Genomic DNA, 16,846 nt, shown 5'->3' with positions numbered 1-16,846 from the left:
ACTAACACAGCCAACTGACTAAAAAAGGACCACACATGAATAAGTTAGTCACCAGACTCCTGCTCGGCCTGAGCCTACTTCTCGCCGCACAGGCCAACGCCACCGATCTCAAGGTGGGCGATAAGGCGCCAGATTTCCGCCTACAGGCCACCGACGGCCACTATTATCAGCTCAGCGACTACCTGGGCAAACAGACCCTGGTACTGGCCTGGTACCCCATGGCCAATACCCGAGGCTGTACGCTTGAGTGCAAATCTCTGGTGGAGAAAGGGGATCTTATCCGTCAGTACAAGGCCGTATACATGATGGCCAGCGTAGATGATCTCGAAGACAATCAGAAGTTTGCCAAGGAGCAGAAGGCCGATTTCCCTATGCTCAGCGACCCCACCAAGGAGACCGCCAAGGCCTATGACGTGCTCAACCTGGTGCGCGTCGCCAGCCGGGTCACCTTCTACATAGGCGAGGACGGCACCATATTGAAGATCGATGAAGATATTCATCCTAAGACGGCCGCGGAAGATATCGCCGCCAACCTGGCTGCCTTAGGCATCGCCAAGGCCGAGTAAGTAAAAAGGTAGCGATAAAAAAAGCCCCGTGCGCTCAGGCCCCGGGGCTTTTTATTCGCTATGACTTATGTGCAATGACGTATTTGCAACGATGAATACGCTTAGTCGTTGCGGGTCTCCACCAGGCTGTCGATGACTATGCCCTTGGCATTGATATCCATCTCGACCTTCAGCTGGGTGCGATAATCTTTCAGCGCCTCCAGCTCCTCAGGAATAGGCTCGCCGCTCATGGCCATCAGGTTCATGGCTGGGGTGAACAGCTTGGCGTAATCGGCTGTCATAGAAAACAGGCCATTCGCCGTTGGCTTCTCAGCGACAAGCTTATCGGCGATCGCCTGGCTCTTTTCGCCCGTGTAGATGGTCAGGTGTTGACCCTTAAGCGCCATCTGCGCCCGCACCCCGAGGGATGGCGGCAATTGCAGCGCTGCGCCAAGGTCGACCGTGCTACCGTCGCTAGGCAGATTGACATTTGCCAGCTCGGGGGCAAACGGCTTCACCATGTTAAACAGAGTCGCCGGGTCATCCGCCGTCAGGGTCGCGATGGCGTCGAGATCCTTAAGTGAGATCTGTTGTGTGTCTTGCTCCAGGGCGTAATCCAGCAGCGAGAAGGAGACCCCTTTCACGCCGTTGGCCATACCGGTAAACATGCCGAGCATGGCCGGGCTCTGCCCTTCCATCTCACCCTGTAGCTGCGCCAGCGGCTCACACTGATAGCTTGGGGTAAGCAGATCATCCCAGATTTTAGAGATGCTAGGCACAAACTGATTCACATCCAGGCCAAGGGCCATGGAGAACACGCCAGTGTCTATGCGCTTGGTATGGGCCGGAATAAAGCCGCGCATCTGACTCAGGGCGCCGAGGATCACCTGGTTGTTGCTCTCGATAACAGTGCTAAAGCCTATCTTGGCCCGCTTGTTCTTCACCTCGAAATCCTTATAACCGATCACTGTGCGTGGCCAGTTGGCGGCGATGCCGGCCAGCTCACTTTGACAGGCCTGAGAGCGCAGCTCAACGAAGGGATCATCATGAATCAACTTAAAGATCTTGGTCAGCTGACGCGCCATCTGATTAGCATCTAGGGTGGTGATCGCCTTCACTAACTCCTGATGATTGATATAGCTGACGCTGTCCTTTTTAAAGCCGTGTTTCTTGATGATCTCATCGACAGTGCCAGCCTTGGCCAGCGAGTCTTGAACCGGCTTAAGCCCCAGTGCAGTTTCAAGCAGTTCAGGCTCGAGGAAGCTGGTTTCCAGCGTCAGGGTCAGCATGCCCTTGTCGATGGCAAACACTAGATCAACGCGTTCGTTCTCGCCCTCATCGGTAAGACGATAGGCACGGTACTTAACCTCGCCAAGCTGCTTCGCCGTGTGGGTCAGGCCGCTTTCAGCCTCGGCCTTATCCAGCACCGCCCAGAGATGATCTGGATTGGCGATATCCAGCTTGATCACGGGCAATACGCCTAAGGTATAGAAATAACTGGTGATTTTCTCGGGCAGGCCGAAGGTATCGATCAGCTGCTGGCCATCTTTCGAGGCGTCGAAGTAACGTTCCAACACCCTGAAGATAAACTGGGCTCTGGGATCGTCATCCTCAGACAGCAGGGTCTTCATCTCTGCCGGATATTGCTTCTGCGCCTCGGGAAGCGCGTCGATATAGTCCTTTATGGGAAAAGGCTCAAATTGTGCGGAAAATAGCGGTGTATCGGCAGGCACATAGGCCAATACCTGATTATCCACCGACTTAGGCGCCTGTTGCATCGCCCAGTAGCCCCCCGCGCCTATGGCGAGGATCGCCGCCGCCACTAATGCCTTCTTCATTCACTAAACTCCCTGTTAATTCGCGCGGCAGTCGGGCCTATCCCAAGCTGACAAGCACGTAATACCCACCAAGTTCTTACTTTGATTGGTATAAGAAAAGAATGGGGTCGATATTACTATATAGATGAATAAAAAGGGAAATAAGATTAGCGGGGATATCCCTGGATAGCCGCAGCGGACTATCCAGGGCCTATGGCTATTAATTAGCATGCGCCAGCAGACCAATCAAACATCTAGCTCTCGCCAAGCGAGTTGGGTTTCGATCTTGTCGGCGGCTCTGCCTGTCGCATCAAAGAGGAAGAGAAAGCGACTGGATCCAAGTGGGATCCGATACAGACAACAATCCAAAACCATCTACGGGAACTTACCACTATAGTTCAAATTTCTGATCTGTGCATAACCCTGTGTAAAAAAAGTGCACAAATCAGAAAAAAGTACTAATGAATCATACTGCTAGTGCAGTGAGATTTACTCCGCCGCATTAGATCTCATAGTGCAGGCCGCACTCACGCTTGAGGCCGTTGAAGCGGGTCTCCTCTTCGGTCATCCCCAGCTCCAGCGGGCGACTCGAATGGGTATCGCCAACCGACACATAGCCCTGCTCCCAAAGCGGGTGGTATGGCAGGTCATGCTTGGTGAGATACTCATGCACATCCTTGTTGCTCCACTCCAGGATCGGCAGCAGTTTATAGCGATCACCGTGGATCGCCAGAATCGGCAGATCCTCACGGGTGCTGGACTGGCTTCGGCGCAGGCCCGCAAACCAGGTGCCAACCTCCAACTCCTTGAGCGCCGTCTGCATAGGAGTCACCTTGTTGAGGCGGTTGTATTGCTCCAGGCCATCCAGCCCCTGCTCCCACAGGCGACCGAAACGGGCTTCCTGCCAGGCGCTGGTCATAGGCGCGCGGTACACCTTAAGATTAAGCTTGAGTCGCTCGGTCAGCTCGTCGATAAAGTGATAGGTCTCGGGAAACAGATAGCCAGTGTCCGTGAGGATCACCGGAATATCCTGCTGTACCTGGGTGACCAGATGCAGCATTACGGCGCCCTGAATACCAAAGCTCGACGACAGCGCATGGGTGCCCGGCAGGTAAGCCAGGCCCCAGATCACCCGCTCGGCGGGCGTGAGTCCCGCCAGGAAGGCGTTGACTCGAGCCAGCTCTGCGTCTTGCTCCGCCTTGGGCGCGCTAAGCAATGCTTGCAGCGCCTGGGCAGAGATCACTGAATTATCCATGGAAATCCTTAGCGGCATCGATAACCGCCTTCACCACGCCGACACGCACGGTGAAGTTACCAAAGGTTTCGCCTGCTTCACGCTCTTTGACGTAACGGGCAAACAGTTCGTCCAGGGCCGCCAGAATCTCGGCTTCCTGAATGTTCTCGCGGTAGAGTTTATTGAGGCGCGTCCCCTCGAAACTCGCCCCCAGATAGAGGTTGTATCGACCCGGCGCCTTACCCACCAGGCCAATCTCGGCGGCGAAGGGACGGGCACAGCCGTTAGGACAGCCCGTCATGCGGATCACTATCGGTTGCTCCAGGAAGCCATGCTTCTCCTGCAGTGCCTCCACCTTGGTCATGAAATCTGGGAAGTAACGCTCGGCCTCGGCCATCGCCAGGGCACAGGTCGGCAGCGCCACACAGGCAATGGAATGACCACGAGTCGGGCTTATCAACTTACCCATCAGGCCATGACTGCGGGCAAGAGCCTCGATCTGCGCCTTATCTTCTTCGGCCACACCGGCGATGATGATGTTCTGGTTGGCTGTCATGCGAAAATCACCCTTGTGTACCAGGGCAATTTCACGCAGGCCGGTCTGCAGCGGTTGTCCCGGCAGATCTTTGATACGGCCCCCCTCGATAAACAGGGTCAGGTGCCAGTTATTATCCACCCCCTTGATCCAGCCGTAACGATCGCCGCGATCGCCGATCACCACCTCACGCTTAGGCTCAAATTTTACCCCGGCGCGCTGCTCCACTTCTGCCTTGAAGGCCTCAAAACCATGCTTGACTATGGTGTACTTGAGGCGCGACTGCTTACGATCTGAGCGGTTACCCCAGTCACGCTGCACCTTGAGCACGGCCTCGGCAAATTTCAGGCAGTCTTCGGCCTTGATGAAACCAAAGTCGTCACCCAGACGCGGGAAGGTCGCGACCTCGCCATGGGTCGAGCCCATGCCGCCACCGGCCACCATATTAAAGCCTACCAGCTCCCCATCTTCGGCCACGGCGATGAAGCCAAGGTCGTTGGTGTAGACATCTACATCGTTATCCGGCGGCACGGCCACGGCCATCTTGAACTTACGGGGCAGATAGGTCTTGCCATAGACAGGCTCCACCTCTTCGCTCTCGCTCACCGCCACCTTGTCGTCACCCAGCCAGATCTCGGCGTAGGCCTTGGTGCGTGGCAGGTAATTGTCCGACAGCTTCTTGGCCCAGTAGTAGGCCTGCTGATGCAGCTTGGACTCTACCGGGTTAGGGTTACACATGACGTTACGGTTCACGTCGCCACAGGCGGCGATAGAGTCCAGCGCCTCTCTATCCAGATCCTGGATCAGCGTCTTGAGATTACGCTTAGGGATGCCGTGATACTGAAAGGTCTGGCGGGTCGTCAGACGAATGCTGTTGGAGCTGGTCAGGGTCGAGGCTATCTTATCTACTCCTAGCCACTGCTTAGGCGTACAGACACCACCGGCCACACGGGCACGCAGCATGAAGCTGTAGAGAGGCTCTAGCTTCTGCTCCTTACGCTCGTTACGCAGATCGCGGTCGTCCTGCTGGTAGAAACCGTGGAACTTGATCAGCTGCTGATCTGCGTCGTTGAAGGCACCGGTCAGCGAGGTGTCTAACCCCTCTTCGATAGTGCCGCGCAGGTAGTTACTGTCGGTCTTTAGGTACTCGTTTACTGATAATTTCTGGTCGCTCATGGCTGCTGCCCTATTGTCTCTTTTGCACCGGCTCTGCCCATGCAAGTTAATCTGTCGGCGACTGGCGCCTGTCTCAATTAATAAACGTCTTTCTGGTAACGCTTGTCGCTGCGCAGGCTCTCAAGCAGGGCCTCGGCCTGCTCTTCGCTCTTGCCGCCATGTTGCTTGATCACCTCGATCAGGGCCTGATGCACATCTTTGGCCATGCGATCGGCGTCGCCGCAGATATAGAGATGCGCGCCGCGCTCGATCCACTGCCACAATGTCTCGCCCTGCTCCAGGATGCGGTGCTGCACATAGATCTTATGGGCTTGATCCCGCGAGAAGGCGGAATCTAAGCGGGTCAGCACGCCATCTTTGAGATACTGCTGCCACTCTGTCTGGTAGAGGAAATCCTGCTCGAAGTGCGGATTACCGAAGAAGAGCCAGCTATCGCCTTGGGCACCTTGGGCCGCGCGCTCCTGCATGAAGGCACGAAACGGTGCTACCCCCGTACCAGGGCCAATCATGACCACAGGCGTGTCTGGGTTTTCCGGCAGACGGAAGTGGTTGTTCGGCTCCACATAGACCTTCACCTCGGCGCCTTCCTCGGCGCTTGCCAGGAAGTGAGACGCGCCGCCAAAGCGGGTGCCCGAGTCGCGCTCATCAGCCACCAAGGCCACGGTCAAATGTACCTCGCTCTCCACCTCAGACTGGCTCGAGGCGATAGAGTAGAGTCTTGGGGTAATTGGACGCAGCAGCTCCACCAGCTGGAAGGCACCGATATCCACAGGATACTTGGCCACCAGGTCGGCAAGCTGATGCTTAAGGATAAACTGGCGGGTCTGCTCTCTGTCTTCGCTGATCGCCTGTAGCGCTTCGTTGCCGCTCAGCTGCGCCCAGTTTTGCACCAGGCCGGGATAGAGCTGGGTCAGCTCGCGCTTCTCTTTGAGCGCCTGGGCTAACGTTAGGGTGGCGCCCCCCAGAGTCACCTCGGCCTCGCCATCTAGAGACAGGCCATTGATGATCTCTTCAACCAGGGCGTCGCTGTTACTGAACCAGACGCCCAAGGCATCACCCACCTGATAGCTCAGGCCAGACTCGCCAAGGTCTATCTCCACATGGCGTACGTCGCGGTCCGAATCACGGCCGGTGAGCTTCTGACTCACCAGTAGCTCGGCGCTGTAGGGCTTCTGCTTGCTGAAGGCCGAGCTGCTGACTTTGCTGCTTGCGCTGCCGATGGAGACCACGCTGGCGCCGGTGCCCACCAGTGGCTTGACCGCGCACAGCACGGCTTCTTGCCACTGACTGGCCGCGCTCTCGTAGTCCACGTCACACTCGGTGAGCGGCACGATCGCCTTGGCGCCCAGTGCGCTCAGGCGCGCATCAAAATCTTTACCCGTCTGGCAGAAGAACTCATAGCTGGAGTCTCCCAGCGCCAATACGGCGTAGTTGAGGGTGTCTAGCTGAGGGGCGCGCTTAGAGGCCAGGAACTTGTGCAGCTCGATGGCGTCGTCCGGCGCCTCGCCTTCACCATGGGTGCTCACCACGGCAAGCAGCAGTGTCTCCTGCTTGAGCTGGCGCGTCTTGTAATCGGCCATGGAGACTAGGTTGACGCTATAGCCCTGGGCCTGCGCCTTCTCGGCCAGCTCGGTGGCGATACCGCGGCCATTACCTGTCTGGCTGCCGTAGAGAATGGTGATAGTCTGCTGGGGCGCTTGCTGCACCTCGCCGGCCACGCCGCTCAGTTCGGCCGTGGCCGACAGGTAACCGCCTACCCAGGCGAGTTGCACGGCGTTGAGTTCAGAGGTGAGTTGCTTAAGCTTATCCACCTGCGTCGCAGACAGGGGAGAAGCCAGTGATGAAAGCTCTTTTAACAGCATGGAAGACGGCCCTATAACAGTGTAATTAGCCTAGCTTAGTGGCTTAAGAGAAAAGCAAAAAAGAATAAAATCTAATTTTTAATTCATTTTTGGAATATGCAAAGGTCATAATTTGAGCTACAAAAGTGAGAGTGGTGAGTGATATTTGCTTAAGCTGTGCCCTTAACCACAGAATTTGAAATGAAATTTTGTGGACTGGCGCAAACTTTTTGCTCCGACCAGTGCACCAGCGCTGATTATGAAAAATTCGCGCTTGTGTCTAAGTCCAGACTCGCCACAATAGCGAGCCAACAATTCAAACGACGTCTGTCCCCAACTAAGAGGTTTCTCAGTGAAACTAGGTCTACCTAAAGAGAGCCATGCCGACGAAAAACGCGTTGCGTTGATCCCGGCCAATGTGACTCGGTTAATCAAAAAAAACCTCCAAATTCTCGTGGAGAGCGGAGCGGGTCTCGCTGCGGGCTTTAGCGATCAAGCCTATCAGGAAGCGGGAGCCGTTATTGCCAACAGAGACGAGGTACTCGGCGCCGATATCATCACCCTGGTCAACCTCAAGGGTGAGCAGTTCGAGGAGATCAAGGCCAAGGCGAAGCCCCAGCAGCTGTTTATCGGCATGATGGATCCCCTGGCGCAACCGGAAAATGCCGCCGCCCTGGCCCAAACAGGCACCAGCGCGTTGGCACTTGAGCTGGTACCGCGGATCACCCGCGCCCAGAGCATGGATATCCTCTCCTCCATGGCCACCATCGCCGGTTACAAGGCCGTGTTGCTGGCCGCCCATGAGGCGCCGCGCATGTTCCCTATGATGATGACGGCCGCCGGCACACTCAAACCCGCCCGCGCCTTCATCATGGGCGTCGGCGTCGCCGGCCTACAGGCCTGTGCCACCGCCAAACGCCTGGGTGCCGTGGTGGAAGCTTATGATATTCGCCCGGCCGCCCGGGAGCAGATCCTCTCTGTAGGTGCCAAACCGGTTGAGCTGGATCTGGAAACCGAGAACACAGAGACCAAGGGTGGTTACGCCGCCGAGCAGAGCGATGACTTTATCAAGCGTCAGCAGCAGGCGATGGCCAATGTGCTGGCCCAGCAGGATATCGTCATCACCACGGCCGCGATCCCAGGCCGCAAGGCGCCCGTACTGATCACCAAGGAGATGGTGGATGCCATGAAACCTGGCACGGTGATTGTCGACCTTGCCGCCGAAACCGGCGGTAACTGCGAGCTGACGGAGCTGGACCAGACAGTTGTCCATAACGGCGTTACCATACTCGGGCCATCAAATGTGCCGGGCAGCGCCGCGACCCACGCCAGCCAGATGTATGGCACCAACATAGAGAACCTGCTCAAACTGATCGTCGACAATGAAGGCCAGTTAAACCTGGATTTCGACGACGAGATTGTCCGCGACACAGTCGTGGCCCATCAGGGTGAGGTGGCTAACGCCAGATTACGCGACCTGTTATCACTGCCGCCACTGGCGGCAACAGAGGAGGCTCAATAATGGAAATTTTATTACTACTAACCCTGTTCGTGGTGGCAGTATTCCTTGGGGTTGAGCTGATCACTAAGGTGCCGCCGACCCTGCACACCCCGCTGATGTCGGGCTCAAACGCCATCTCGGGGATCTCCCTGGTCGGCGCCCTGCTCGCCGCAGGTTCAGGTGCGGGACTCTGGGTCAATGTGCTGGGCTTTATCGCCGTGGTACTGGCCACCATCAACGTTGTGGGTGGCTACATGGTCACCAACCGTATGCTTGCCATGTTTAAAAGGAAATAAGCCAACATGAGTATGACGATTATCTATCTCGCCTACCTTGTGGCTGCGAGTCTGTTTATTTTAGGGATCAAGGGGCTGACCAAGCCACGTACCGCTGTGCGTGGTAACCAGTTGTCGGCCCTGGGTATGTTTATCGCCGTGGTGGTCACTCTGCTGGATAAGAGCATCCTAAGCTATGAGTGGATCATCGCAGGTATCTTGCTGGGGGGGGCCATAGGCGCCGTGATGGCCACCAAGATCCAGGTGACCGCCATGCCGCAGATGGTGGCCCTGCTCAACGGTTTCGGTGGCGGCGCCTCGCTGTTTATCGCCCTGGCGAGCTTCCTGGATCCCGATTCGGCGACTCATGTGGTGGCGCTGATCTCCATCGGTCTGACCGTGCTCATCGGCTCGGTGACCCTGTCGGGCTCCTTCGTGGCGTTTGCTAAGCTGCAGGAGCTGATCTCGGGTAACCCAATCCGGGTACCGGGCAACAAGTTTATCAATGCTAGCCTGTTAATCGCCGCCCTGGTGCTAACGGTTGCCGTGGTCACCACGCCGAGCAATCCGACCTTCATCTATGCCTTGGTAGCCGTATCGCTATTACTGGGTCTCTTCCTGGTGGTGCCTATCGGCGGCGCCGACATGCCAGTGGTTATCGCTCTGCTGAACTCCTACTCGGGGATCGCGGCGGCCACCACAGGTTTTATCACCGGCAACACAGTACTGATCGTCTCGGGTTCTCTGGTTGGCGCCTCGGGCATCATCCTGACTCAGATCATGTGTAAGGCGATGAACCGCTCACTGTTTAACGTGCTCTTTGGCGTCATGGCCGAAGGTGGCGAGACGGTAGATGCCGACGAGGTCTATGCGGGTAAGGTGACCTCCTCCTCGCCGGAAGAGGTGGCCATGCTGCTGGAAACCGCAGAGCGCGTGGTGATCGTCCCTGGTTATGGTCTGGCGATGGCTCAGGCGCAACATGCGGTGCGCGAGTTGGCCTCGGTACTGGAGGCACGCGGCGCCCAGGTGCTGTACGCCATCCACCCGGTTGCCGGTCGTATGCCTGGCCACATGAACGTGCTACTGGCCGAAGCCGAGGTGCCCTATGAGCAGCTGATCGAGATGGATGAGATCAACCCCCAGTTCGAACAGACAGACGTGGCCATCGTCATCGGTGCCAACGACGTGACCAACCCTATGGCACGTGAAGACAAGGGCAGCCCTATTTACGGCATGCCGATTCTCAACGTCGACAAGGCCCGTACCGTGGTGGTCGTCAAGCGCTCACTCAGCCCAGGTTTCGCCGGTCTGCCTAATCCGCTGTTTGCCAAGGACAACGCCCTGATGTTGTTTGGCGATGGTAAGAAGGCGATTGTCGATCTGACCCAGTCCCTCAAAGAAGCGGACTAAGCGCACAAAATCGAAAAAAGGCCGTTTAACGGCCTTTTTTATTGCCTATTGAAAATAAAATTAGATAAATCTTATTGATTAGTTTGCAGTTTATTTTTTACCCGCCACCGCCTTGCTTTTTGGTGGAAAGTTATCTAAACATTTCGGCTATACTTAGCCTGAGAGGCCGCGCTTTGGCCGGGTGAATCGCTTGCATATTGGATTAACATCTGATTATATAATCATCATGTAACAATGTTAGCGTTTCCTAAAGAGGCTTTGAAAATGCAAACTCAAGTGCTAAATAATGGACTGCTATCTTTCGAGGATAGGCGCGTTTCTCAGGCTCACGCTAACGAACATTGGGACAGGTTGACGACGGCGCAGCGATTCGCCTTCTACACCTTAGCGAAACTTGGTTATCAGCTGCTCTTTGTGAGGCAAACCCCAACAACGAGTACCGCTATCGCCAAACAGGAAGATCAACTCGCTACCATTGACGACGAAGGTGATATCGACTTTCATCCAGATGTCGTCCTGCGCGAACGCCGTCCACCTCGAAAGCAATAAGCAAAAAAAGGAGCCTCTGGCTCCTTTTTATTTTCTATCTGACTCGCAAACGATTTCTAAAACCAAGCGACTACTCCCCCTGCATCGCCTGCTGCGTCATCCAGTTCTCGGCGGCCTGCTCACCCATCAGCTGCCTCAGGGTCGGGCGGATAAACGCCCCCATCTCAGCTCTCCGCCAAAACATATACTGGGGTAACTTAGCCTGATTTGCGGCGCCGAACAGCCAGTGCAGCAGGCTGGCAAACTCATCGAGCGTCTCCTGATCATACTGGACCAGCTCTGGATAGATGGCGTCGATAAGCGAATCGAAATGTTCAAATGCCCCAAGCGCCTGCCAGCTGTATCTGTCCAGAAGCTGTGCGAGCATAGGGGTCGACCAGTGAGAGATGGCCGTCACGCTCTCAAACACCTCTAGGTTACGCCTGTGATACTGCTGCCAGGCCAGGGTCTCGGCTTGCCCTTCTCTGGCCAGGGACCAGAGCAGATAGAAGTCCGCCAGCCACTCGTGTTGATAGGGGGTGAGCCTGTCGGCTTTTAGATAGACGGAGCTCGAGCGGCTCACAGCCAGGTGTCCGAGCTCATGGGCCAGGGTCATCTGATAGGCCTGTTCTATCGGCAGGGCATAGACCTGGCCATTCCACAGCGCCGAATATGCCTTGGGGATCCGCTCATCATGCAGCAACACAAGACCGGTAATATCGGCATCAGTCAACGGCCTGACCATGGCGCCGCGCCGACCCATCTGACTCAAAAGCGTCTGAGGATTTAGGGGTAATTGTGCCCTGGCATTACTCGGTAACTGCCCAAGGCACTCTTGAACGTGAGACGTTTGACACACCAGGGCCTGGCCTTGGGGCATAGGCGCCCAGAACCAGGCACTGGCGATCAATAACGTCTCTGGGATCACTGCTTAGCCATGATGTTTTCTATGATGGCCGTAGTAGAGACGCCATCTTCGAAGCCCAGCACCTCGACGCTGCCACCAGCCGCGATCACCTCTTTGCCACCGGCGATATCCTCGACATTATAGTCGCCGCCCTTCACCAGCTTATTGGGTAGCAGTCTGGAGATGATGCGCTGCGGCGTGTCTTCACTAAAAGGCACCACCCAGTCGACCGAGGCCAGCCCCGCCAGTACGGCCATACGGCGATCCAGCTTGTTAACCGGACGGCCATCGCCCTTGAGACGCTTCACCGAGTCGTCATCGTTAACCGCCACGATAAGCCTGTCACCCAGCGCCCTCGCCTGTTGCAGGTAACTCACATGGCCGGCATGGAGAATGTCGAAACAGCCGTTGGTCATCACCACGCGCTCGCCCTTCAGCTTGGCCTGCTCCAGGGCGTAGGCCAGTTGATCTTCGCTGACCACCCCGTAGCCGCTCTCGCCATGGCTCAGGTTCAGGGCGGCGATCAGCTCGATTCGGCTCACGGTAGAGGTGCCCAGCTTGCCGACGACTATGCCCGCGGCCGTGTTGGCCAGGGCGCAGGCCACTGGCAGCTCACAGCCCACCGCCAGCGAGGTGGCCAGGGCCGAGATCACCGTGTCACCGGCGCCGGTCACGTCATAGACTTCGTGGGCAACGGTTGGAATATGCAGCTCGGGGGCATCGGCGGTGATCAGCGTCATCCCCTTCTCGGAGCGCGTCACCAGCAGGGCCTCGAAGTCGAACTCTTTGAGGAGTTCCTTGGCTTTAGTCACCAGATCCGCCTCGTCGGCAACCTTACCGACCACCTGTTCGAACTCGCTCATGTTAGGCGTCAGCAGGGTCGCGCCGCGATAACGGGAAAAGTCGCTGCCCTTAGGATCCACCAGCACCTTGACCCCTTTGGCCTTGGCCTTGGCGATGAAAGCCTCGGGCTTATCGATGGCGCCCTTGGCGTAATCGGACAGCACTACCACAGCCACTTTATCCAGCTCTTTCTCGGCGCTCGCCAGCAGTGCCAGGCTCTGCTCGGCCGGATAGGCCTCCTCAAAATCGAGGCGAATCAGCTGCTGATTACGCGACATCACCCTGAGCTTAGTGATGGTGGGAAGCTCAGCCACAGTGTGCCACTTAGGCACGACGCCAAGCGCCTCTATGCCCTGGGTCAGGGCCGCTGCGGTTTCATCTTCACCCACTATGCCCGCTAGGCTCACCTGACCGCCCAGGGTGGCGATATTCAAGGCAACGTTGGCCGCCCCGCCGGGTCTGTCTTCGATTTGATTCACTCGTACCACGGGCACAGGTGCCTCGGGCGAAATGCGCCCCGTTGGACCGCTCCAGTATCTGTCTAACATCACATCACCGACGACCAGAACGTTTGCTTTTTCGAAAGCTGGCAGAGAAATCTTCATATGGCACTTATCTTTTTGCGAAAATTAATCCCTGATTATACCTAATTTTCCCAATAAATTGAGTTAGAATAAGCAGTAATTTTTGTAAACCCCATAGGGTCAACCGTGGTCGAAAACGCTCAATTCTCCGCTCAATTTTTCCATCCCAAGTATTGGCTCATCTGGTTAGGTGTCGGCTTTATGCGTCTGACCCAGCTATTGCCCCTGCGAGCCCAGATGAAATTGGGACAAGGCATAGGCCGCCTGGCCATGGCGATAGCCGGCAGTCGCGTCAATACCGCCAAGTGCAACATAGCACTCTGTTTCCCCGAGATGAGCCAGGCCGAGCAGCAGCAACTCTTGACCCGCAACTTCGAAGAGACGGGCAAGGCGATATTCGACATCGCCAACGCCTGGTGGTGGAGTGACGAGCGCATTCAGCGCCACATGACCATTAAAGGCCGCGAGCATGTAGAGCAGACCCTGGCCGCCGGACAGGGAGTGATCCTCTTCGCCGTACACTGTCTGCCGCTGGAGATGGGCGCACGCATATTCGGCCAGTTTCAGCCGGGCATAGGCGTCTACCGCCCCCACAATAATCCGCTGATGGAATACCTTCAGGTTAAGGGGCGTCTGCGCTCCAACAAAGGGCTGGTTCCCAAGCGGGATCTCAGACAGATGGTGCGCAGCCTGCGCAATCCCGATGTGATCTGGTATACGGCGGACCAAGATTTCGGCCGTTCAAGCGCCGTCTTTATCCCCTTCTTCGCCGTGCCTGAGGCCGCGACTATCACGGGCGCCACCACCCTAGCCAAACTGGGCAAGGCCAAGGTGCTGCCCTTCATTGTGGTGCGCAATGAAGATGACAAGGGTTACACCATAGAGATACAAGCGCCGCTGGAAGACTTCCCCGGCGAGAACGAGCTGGAAGATGCCAAGCGGGGTAACCGCATCATAGAAGAGATCATCGAACGTAGCCCGGCGCAATACATGTGGCTGCATAGACGCTTCAAGACCCGTCCCAATAAGGATGACCCGTCGCTCTATCGCTAGCCCGACTGCCAAGCGGTTAGTCGCTCGGTAACAGCCAGCCATTTAGGCTGGCTTTTTTATTTGCCGCACATCTCCCCATAACCCAACAAGTATCAAATCGACACAGATAAAACACACACTGTCTTTTTGACACGCGGTGTCATTTTTACACTTTAACTAGATTGTCATTATGACAATTTAATAAGACACTAATATATTCTTATCTATAATAATCAACAGCTTAAAAGTATGGCACATTAGCTGCTATAGCAGGGTACTCCACACCTACAATATATTGCGCTGAGAGGCTCTATGAATAAACAACGGCTAACGGCGATAGCACTCTTGATAGTACTTATCGCTTCCTTCTCTGTACTGCTGAGCATAGGCAGTCAGATCTATCGCGAAAAACCCCCAATCCCCACCGCCTTTACCGATGTGCAGGGTCAACCTCTGTTCACCCAAAACGATATAGAGCGTGGTCAACTGGTTTGGCGCTCTATGGGCGGACACCAGCTAGGCTCTATCTGGGGTCACGGCTCTTACGTCGCCCCTGACTGGACCGCCGACTGGCTGCACCGTGAGGCGCAGGCCTGGCTGGATATCACCGCCAAGGCGCAGTATGGCAGAAGCTTCAACGAGCTGGACTCGATCAAACAGGCCGGTCTTGAGCAATCGCTGCGTGACGACCTACGTCGCAACACCCTGACTACCTCGGCCAATGGCGAGATACGCATCAGCCTGTCTGACACCCGTATTCAGGCCATCGGCCAGGTATCAGACCACTATCTGTCTCTGTTCGGCGACGATCCTGAGCTCTCTACTCTGCGCGAACAGTATGCGATGAAGGAAGGCACAGTGCCTGACCTTGAGCGTCGCCAACAGCTCAACGCCTTCCTCTTCTGGGGCGCCTGGGCCGCCATCACTGAGCGCGAGGGGCAAGAGTATACCTACACCAACAACTGGCCTTTCGATCCTCAGCTAGGTAACACCCCAACCTCAGACAACATCGTCTGGTCTATCCTGAGTATCGTCACCCTGATCGCCGGTATTGGCGCCCTGGTATGGCACCACGCCTCAGGCAAACATGAAGAGCTGCCTAAGCCAGCCGAGCAAGATCCTCTGTTCCTTAAGAAGCCTACCGCCTCACAGAAGGCCGTGGGTAAATACTTCGTCACCGCGGTCGGCCTCTTCCTGCTGCAGATCCTCCTAGGGGGCGTGACGGCGCACTACGCGGTAGAAGGGCAAAACTTCTACGGCATCCCACTGGCAGAGATACTGCCCTACTCGGTTACTCGTACCTGGCATACCCAGCTGGCGGTATTCTGGATCGCCACCGCCTGGCTCGGCACAGGTCTCTACATAGCGCCTGCGCTGTCTGGATATGAGCCTAAGTTCCAACGTCTGGGCGTCAACGTCCTCTGGGTAGCTCTGGTTGTTGTAGTACTGGGCTCTATGGCTGGTGAATGGATTGGCGTACAGCAGTACTTCGACCTGGATACCAACTTCCTCTTCGGTCACCAAGGCTATGAATATATCGACCTCGGCCGTGTCTGGCAGGTACTGCTACTGGCTGGCCTGTTGATCTGGCTAACCCTAGTCACCGCCGCCATGCGCCCAGCCCTTAAGATTCAAGGCGAGATGCGCCCTGTTATCTGGGTACTGTACGCCTCTTGTGTCGCCATCGGCCTCTTCTATGGTGCCGGTCTCTTCATGGGCAAACACACCAACCTTGCTATCGCCGAATACTGGCGCTGGTGGGTCGTTCACCTATGGGTAGAAGGCTTCTTCGAGACCTTCGCGACCTCTGTTATCGCCCTGATGCTGGTTCGTCTGGGACTCATCCGTGCCCGCAGCGCCAACGGCGCCGTACTATTCGCCACGGTTATCTTCCTCACCGGTGGTCTTATCGGTACCCTGCACCACCTCTACTTCACAGGTACACCAACGGGTGTGATCGCCTGGGGCGCCATCTTCTCAGCACTGGAAGTGGTTCCACTAGCCCTCATCGGCTTCGAAGCCATCGAGAGTTACCGTATGCGTAACGCCAGCCCTTGGATGATTCGCTACAAGTGGGCCATCATGTTCTTCGTGGCTACCGCCTTCTGGAACTTAGTGGGTGCCGGCGTACTGGGCTTCCTGATCAACCCACCTATCTCGCTCTACTTCATCCAGGGTCTGAACACCACTGCGACCCATGGCCACGCCGCCTTCATGGGTGTGTACGGCATGCTGGGTGTAGGCCTGATGCTCTTCTGTCTGCGCGGCCTCACAGGTCAGATCCAGTGGAGCGACAAGCTGCTTAAGGGTGCCTTCTGGAGCCTGAACATAGGTCTGGCGGCCATGGTCTTCATGTCACTGCTGCCTGTGGGCCTGACTCAGTTCTTCGCCGTCATCGAAAACGGCTACTGGTTCGCCCGCTCACCAGAGGTGATCCACAGCCCACTGGTTGAAACCCTGGTATGGATGCGTGTCCCTGGTGACGTCATCTTCGGTGCAGGCGGCCTGTTCCTCGGCGCCTTCCTGTTCGACATCATCAGAAAAGCCATCGGCGCCAAAGGCACTCAAGCCATTGCCGATGCGCCGCTGTCGGCCAACGCATAACACCTGACATCACT

13 protein-coding genes are annotated in these 16,846 nt (G+C 56.4%); 7 read left to right on the top strand and 6 right to left on the bottom strand.

Translation table 11 applies throughout. The annotated features are described in order from the left end of the window. Positions 1–35 precede the first annotated feature (35 nt). Complete coding sequence (locus SHEW_RS03435) at positions 36–566, top strand: peroxiredoxin family protein (RefSeq protein ID WP_011864475.1); 531 nt, start codon at positions 36–38, stop codon at positions 564–566. A gap of 101 nt (positions 567–667) precedes the next feature. On the opposite strand, the gene SHEW_RS03430 is transcribed toward SHEW_RS03435, so the two are convergent. The 4 genes from SHEW_RS03430 to SHEW_RS03415 all read right to left on the bottom strand — a co-directional run bounded on the left by SHEW_RS03430 (position 668) and on the right by SHEW_RS03415 (position 7,169). Next, entirely contained in the window at positions 668–2,383 is a 1,716-nt protein-coding gene (locus tag SHEW_RS03430) for a hypothetical protein (RefSeq protein WP_011864474.1), read from the bottom strand. A gap of 481 nt (positions 2,384–2,864) precedes the next feature. Then, complete coding sequence (locus SHEW_RS03425) at positions 2,865–3,617, bottom strand: phosphoadenylyl-sulfate reductase (protein WP_011864473.1); 753 nt, start codon at positions 3,615–3,617, stop codon at positions 2,865–2,867. After that, positions 3,610–5,307 (bottom strand): assimilatory sulfite reductase (NADPH) hemoprotein subunit, encoded by a 1,698-nt coding sequence (cysI, locus tag SHEW_RS03420; RefSeq protein ID WP_011864472.1) that lies wholly within the window; start codon positions 5,305–5,307, stop codon positions 3,610–3,612. The genes SHEW_RS03425 and cysI overlap by 8 nt, the downstream gene beginning before the upstream one ends. A gap of 77 nt (positions 5,308–5,384) precedes the next feature. Further along, a complete protein-coding gene (locus tag SHEW_RS03415) occupies positions 5,385–7,169 on the bottom strand; it encodes an assimilatory sulfite reductase (NADPH) flavoprotein subunit (protein WP_011864471.1) in 1,785 nt (594 codons plus the stop codon). A gap of 331 nt (positions 7,170–7,500) precedes the next feature. On the opposite strand from SHEW_RS03415, the gene SHEW_RS03410 reads away from it, so the two are divergent. From SHEW_RS03410 to SHEW_RS03395, 4 genes are all read left to right on the top strand, one after another. Beyond that, complete coding sequence (locus SHEW_RS03410; RefSeq protein ID WP_011864470.1) at positions 7,501–8,670, top strand: Re/Si-specific NAD(P)(+) transhydrogenase subunit alpha; 1,170 nt, start codon at positions 7,501–7,503, stop codon at positions 8,668–8,670. Further along, positions 8,670–8,945: an NAD(P) transhydrogenase subunit alpha part 2 gene (locus tag SHEW_RS03405; RefSeq protein ID WP_011864469.1), complete on the top strand. Its 276-nt coding sequence runs from the start codon at positions 8,670–8,672 to the stop codon at positions 8,943–8,945. Before SHEW_RS03410 ends, SHEW_RS03405 begins: the two co-directional genes overlap by 1 nt. A gap of 6 nt (positions 8,946–8,951) precedes the next feature. Continuing rightward, positions 8,952–10,334, top strand: coding sequence for an NAD(P)(+) transhydrogenase (Re/Si-specific) subunit beta (locus tag SHEW_RS03400; RefSeq protein WP_011864468.1), 1,383 nt, complete (start codon positions 8,952–8,954; stop codon positions 10,332–10,334). Positions 10,335–10,598: 264 nt separating this feature from the next. Next, a complete protein-coding gene (locus SHEW_RS03395; protein ID WP_049766562.1) occupies positions 10,599–10,883 on the top strand; it encodes a hypothetical protein in 285 nt (94 codons plus the stop codon). A gap of 70 nt (positions 10,884–10,953) precedes the next feature. Here SHEW_RS03395 and SHEW_RS03390 read toward each other — a convergent pair whose 3' ends face one another. Beyond that, the gene (locus SHEW_RS03390; protein WP_011864466.1) at positions 10,954–11,790 is read right to left on the bottom strand and encodes a hypothetical protein; all 837 of its coding nucleotides are present in this window, start codon (positions 11,788–11,790) and stop codon (positions 10,954–10,956) included. Then, positions 11,787–13,217, bottom strand: a complete 1,431-nt coding sequence (hldE, locus tag SHEW_RS03385; RefSeq protein ID WP_011864465.1) for a bifunctional D-glycero-beta-D-manno-heptose-7-phosphate kinase/D-glycero-beta-D-manno-heptose 1-phosphate adenylyltransferase HldE — start codon at positions 13,215–13,217, stop codon at positions 11,787–11,789. The genes SHEW_RS03390 and hldE overlap by 4 nt, the downstream gene beginning before the upstream one ends. A gap of 105 nt (positions 13,218–13,322) precedes the next feature. Here hldE and SHEW_RS03380 point away from each other — a divergent pair, with 105 nt between their 5' ends. Both SHEW_RS03380 and SHEW_RS03375 read left to right on the top strand, forming a co-directional pair. Further along, positions 13,323–14,249 (top strand): LpxL/LpxP family Kdo(2)-lipid IV(A) lauroyl/palmitoleoyl acyltransferase, encoded by a 927-nt coding sequence (locus SHEW_RS03380; RefSeq protein ID WP_011864464.1) that lies wholly within the window; start codon positions 13,323–13,325, stop codon positions 14,247–14,249. A 291-nt stretch (positions 14,250–14,540) separates the two neighbouring features. After that, positions 14,541–16,832, top strand: a complete 2,292-nt coding sequence (locus tag SHEW_RS03375; protein ID WP_011864463.1) for a nitric-oxide reductase large subunit — start codon at positions 14,541–14,543, stop codon at positions 16,830–16,832. Positions 16,833–16,846 lie beyond the last annotated feature (14 nt).

It is taken from the genome of Shewanella loihica PV-4 (assembly GCF_000016065.1).
Classification (GTDB): domain Bacteria; phylum Pseudomonadota; class Gammaproteobacteria; order Enterobacterales; family Shewanellaceae; genus Shewanella; species Shewanella loihica.
The sequence above is the reverse complement of the archived record's forward strand: the minus strand, read 5'-3'. Positions and strand labels throughout refer to the sequence as shown.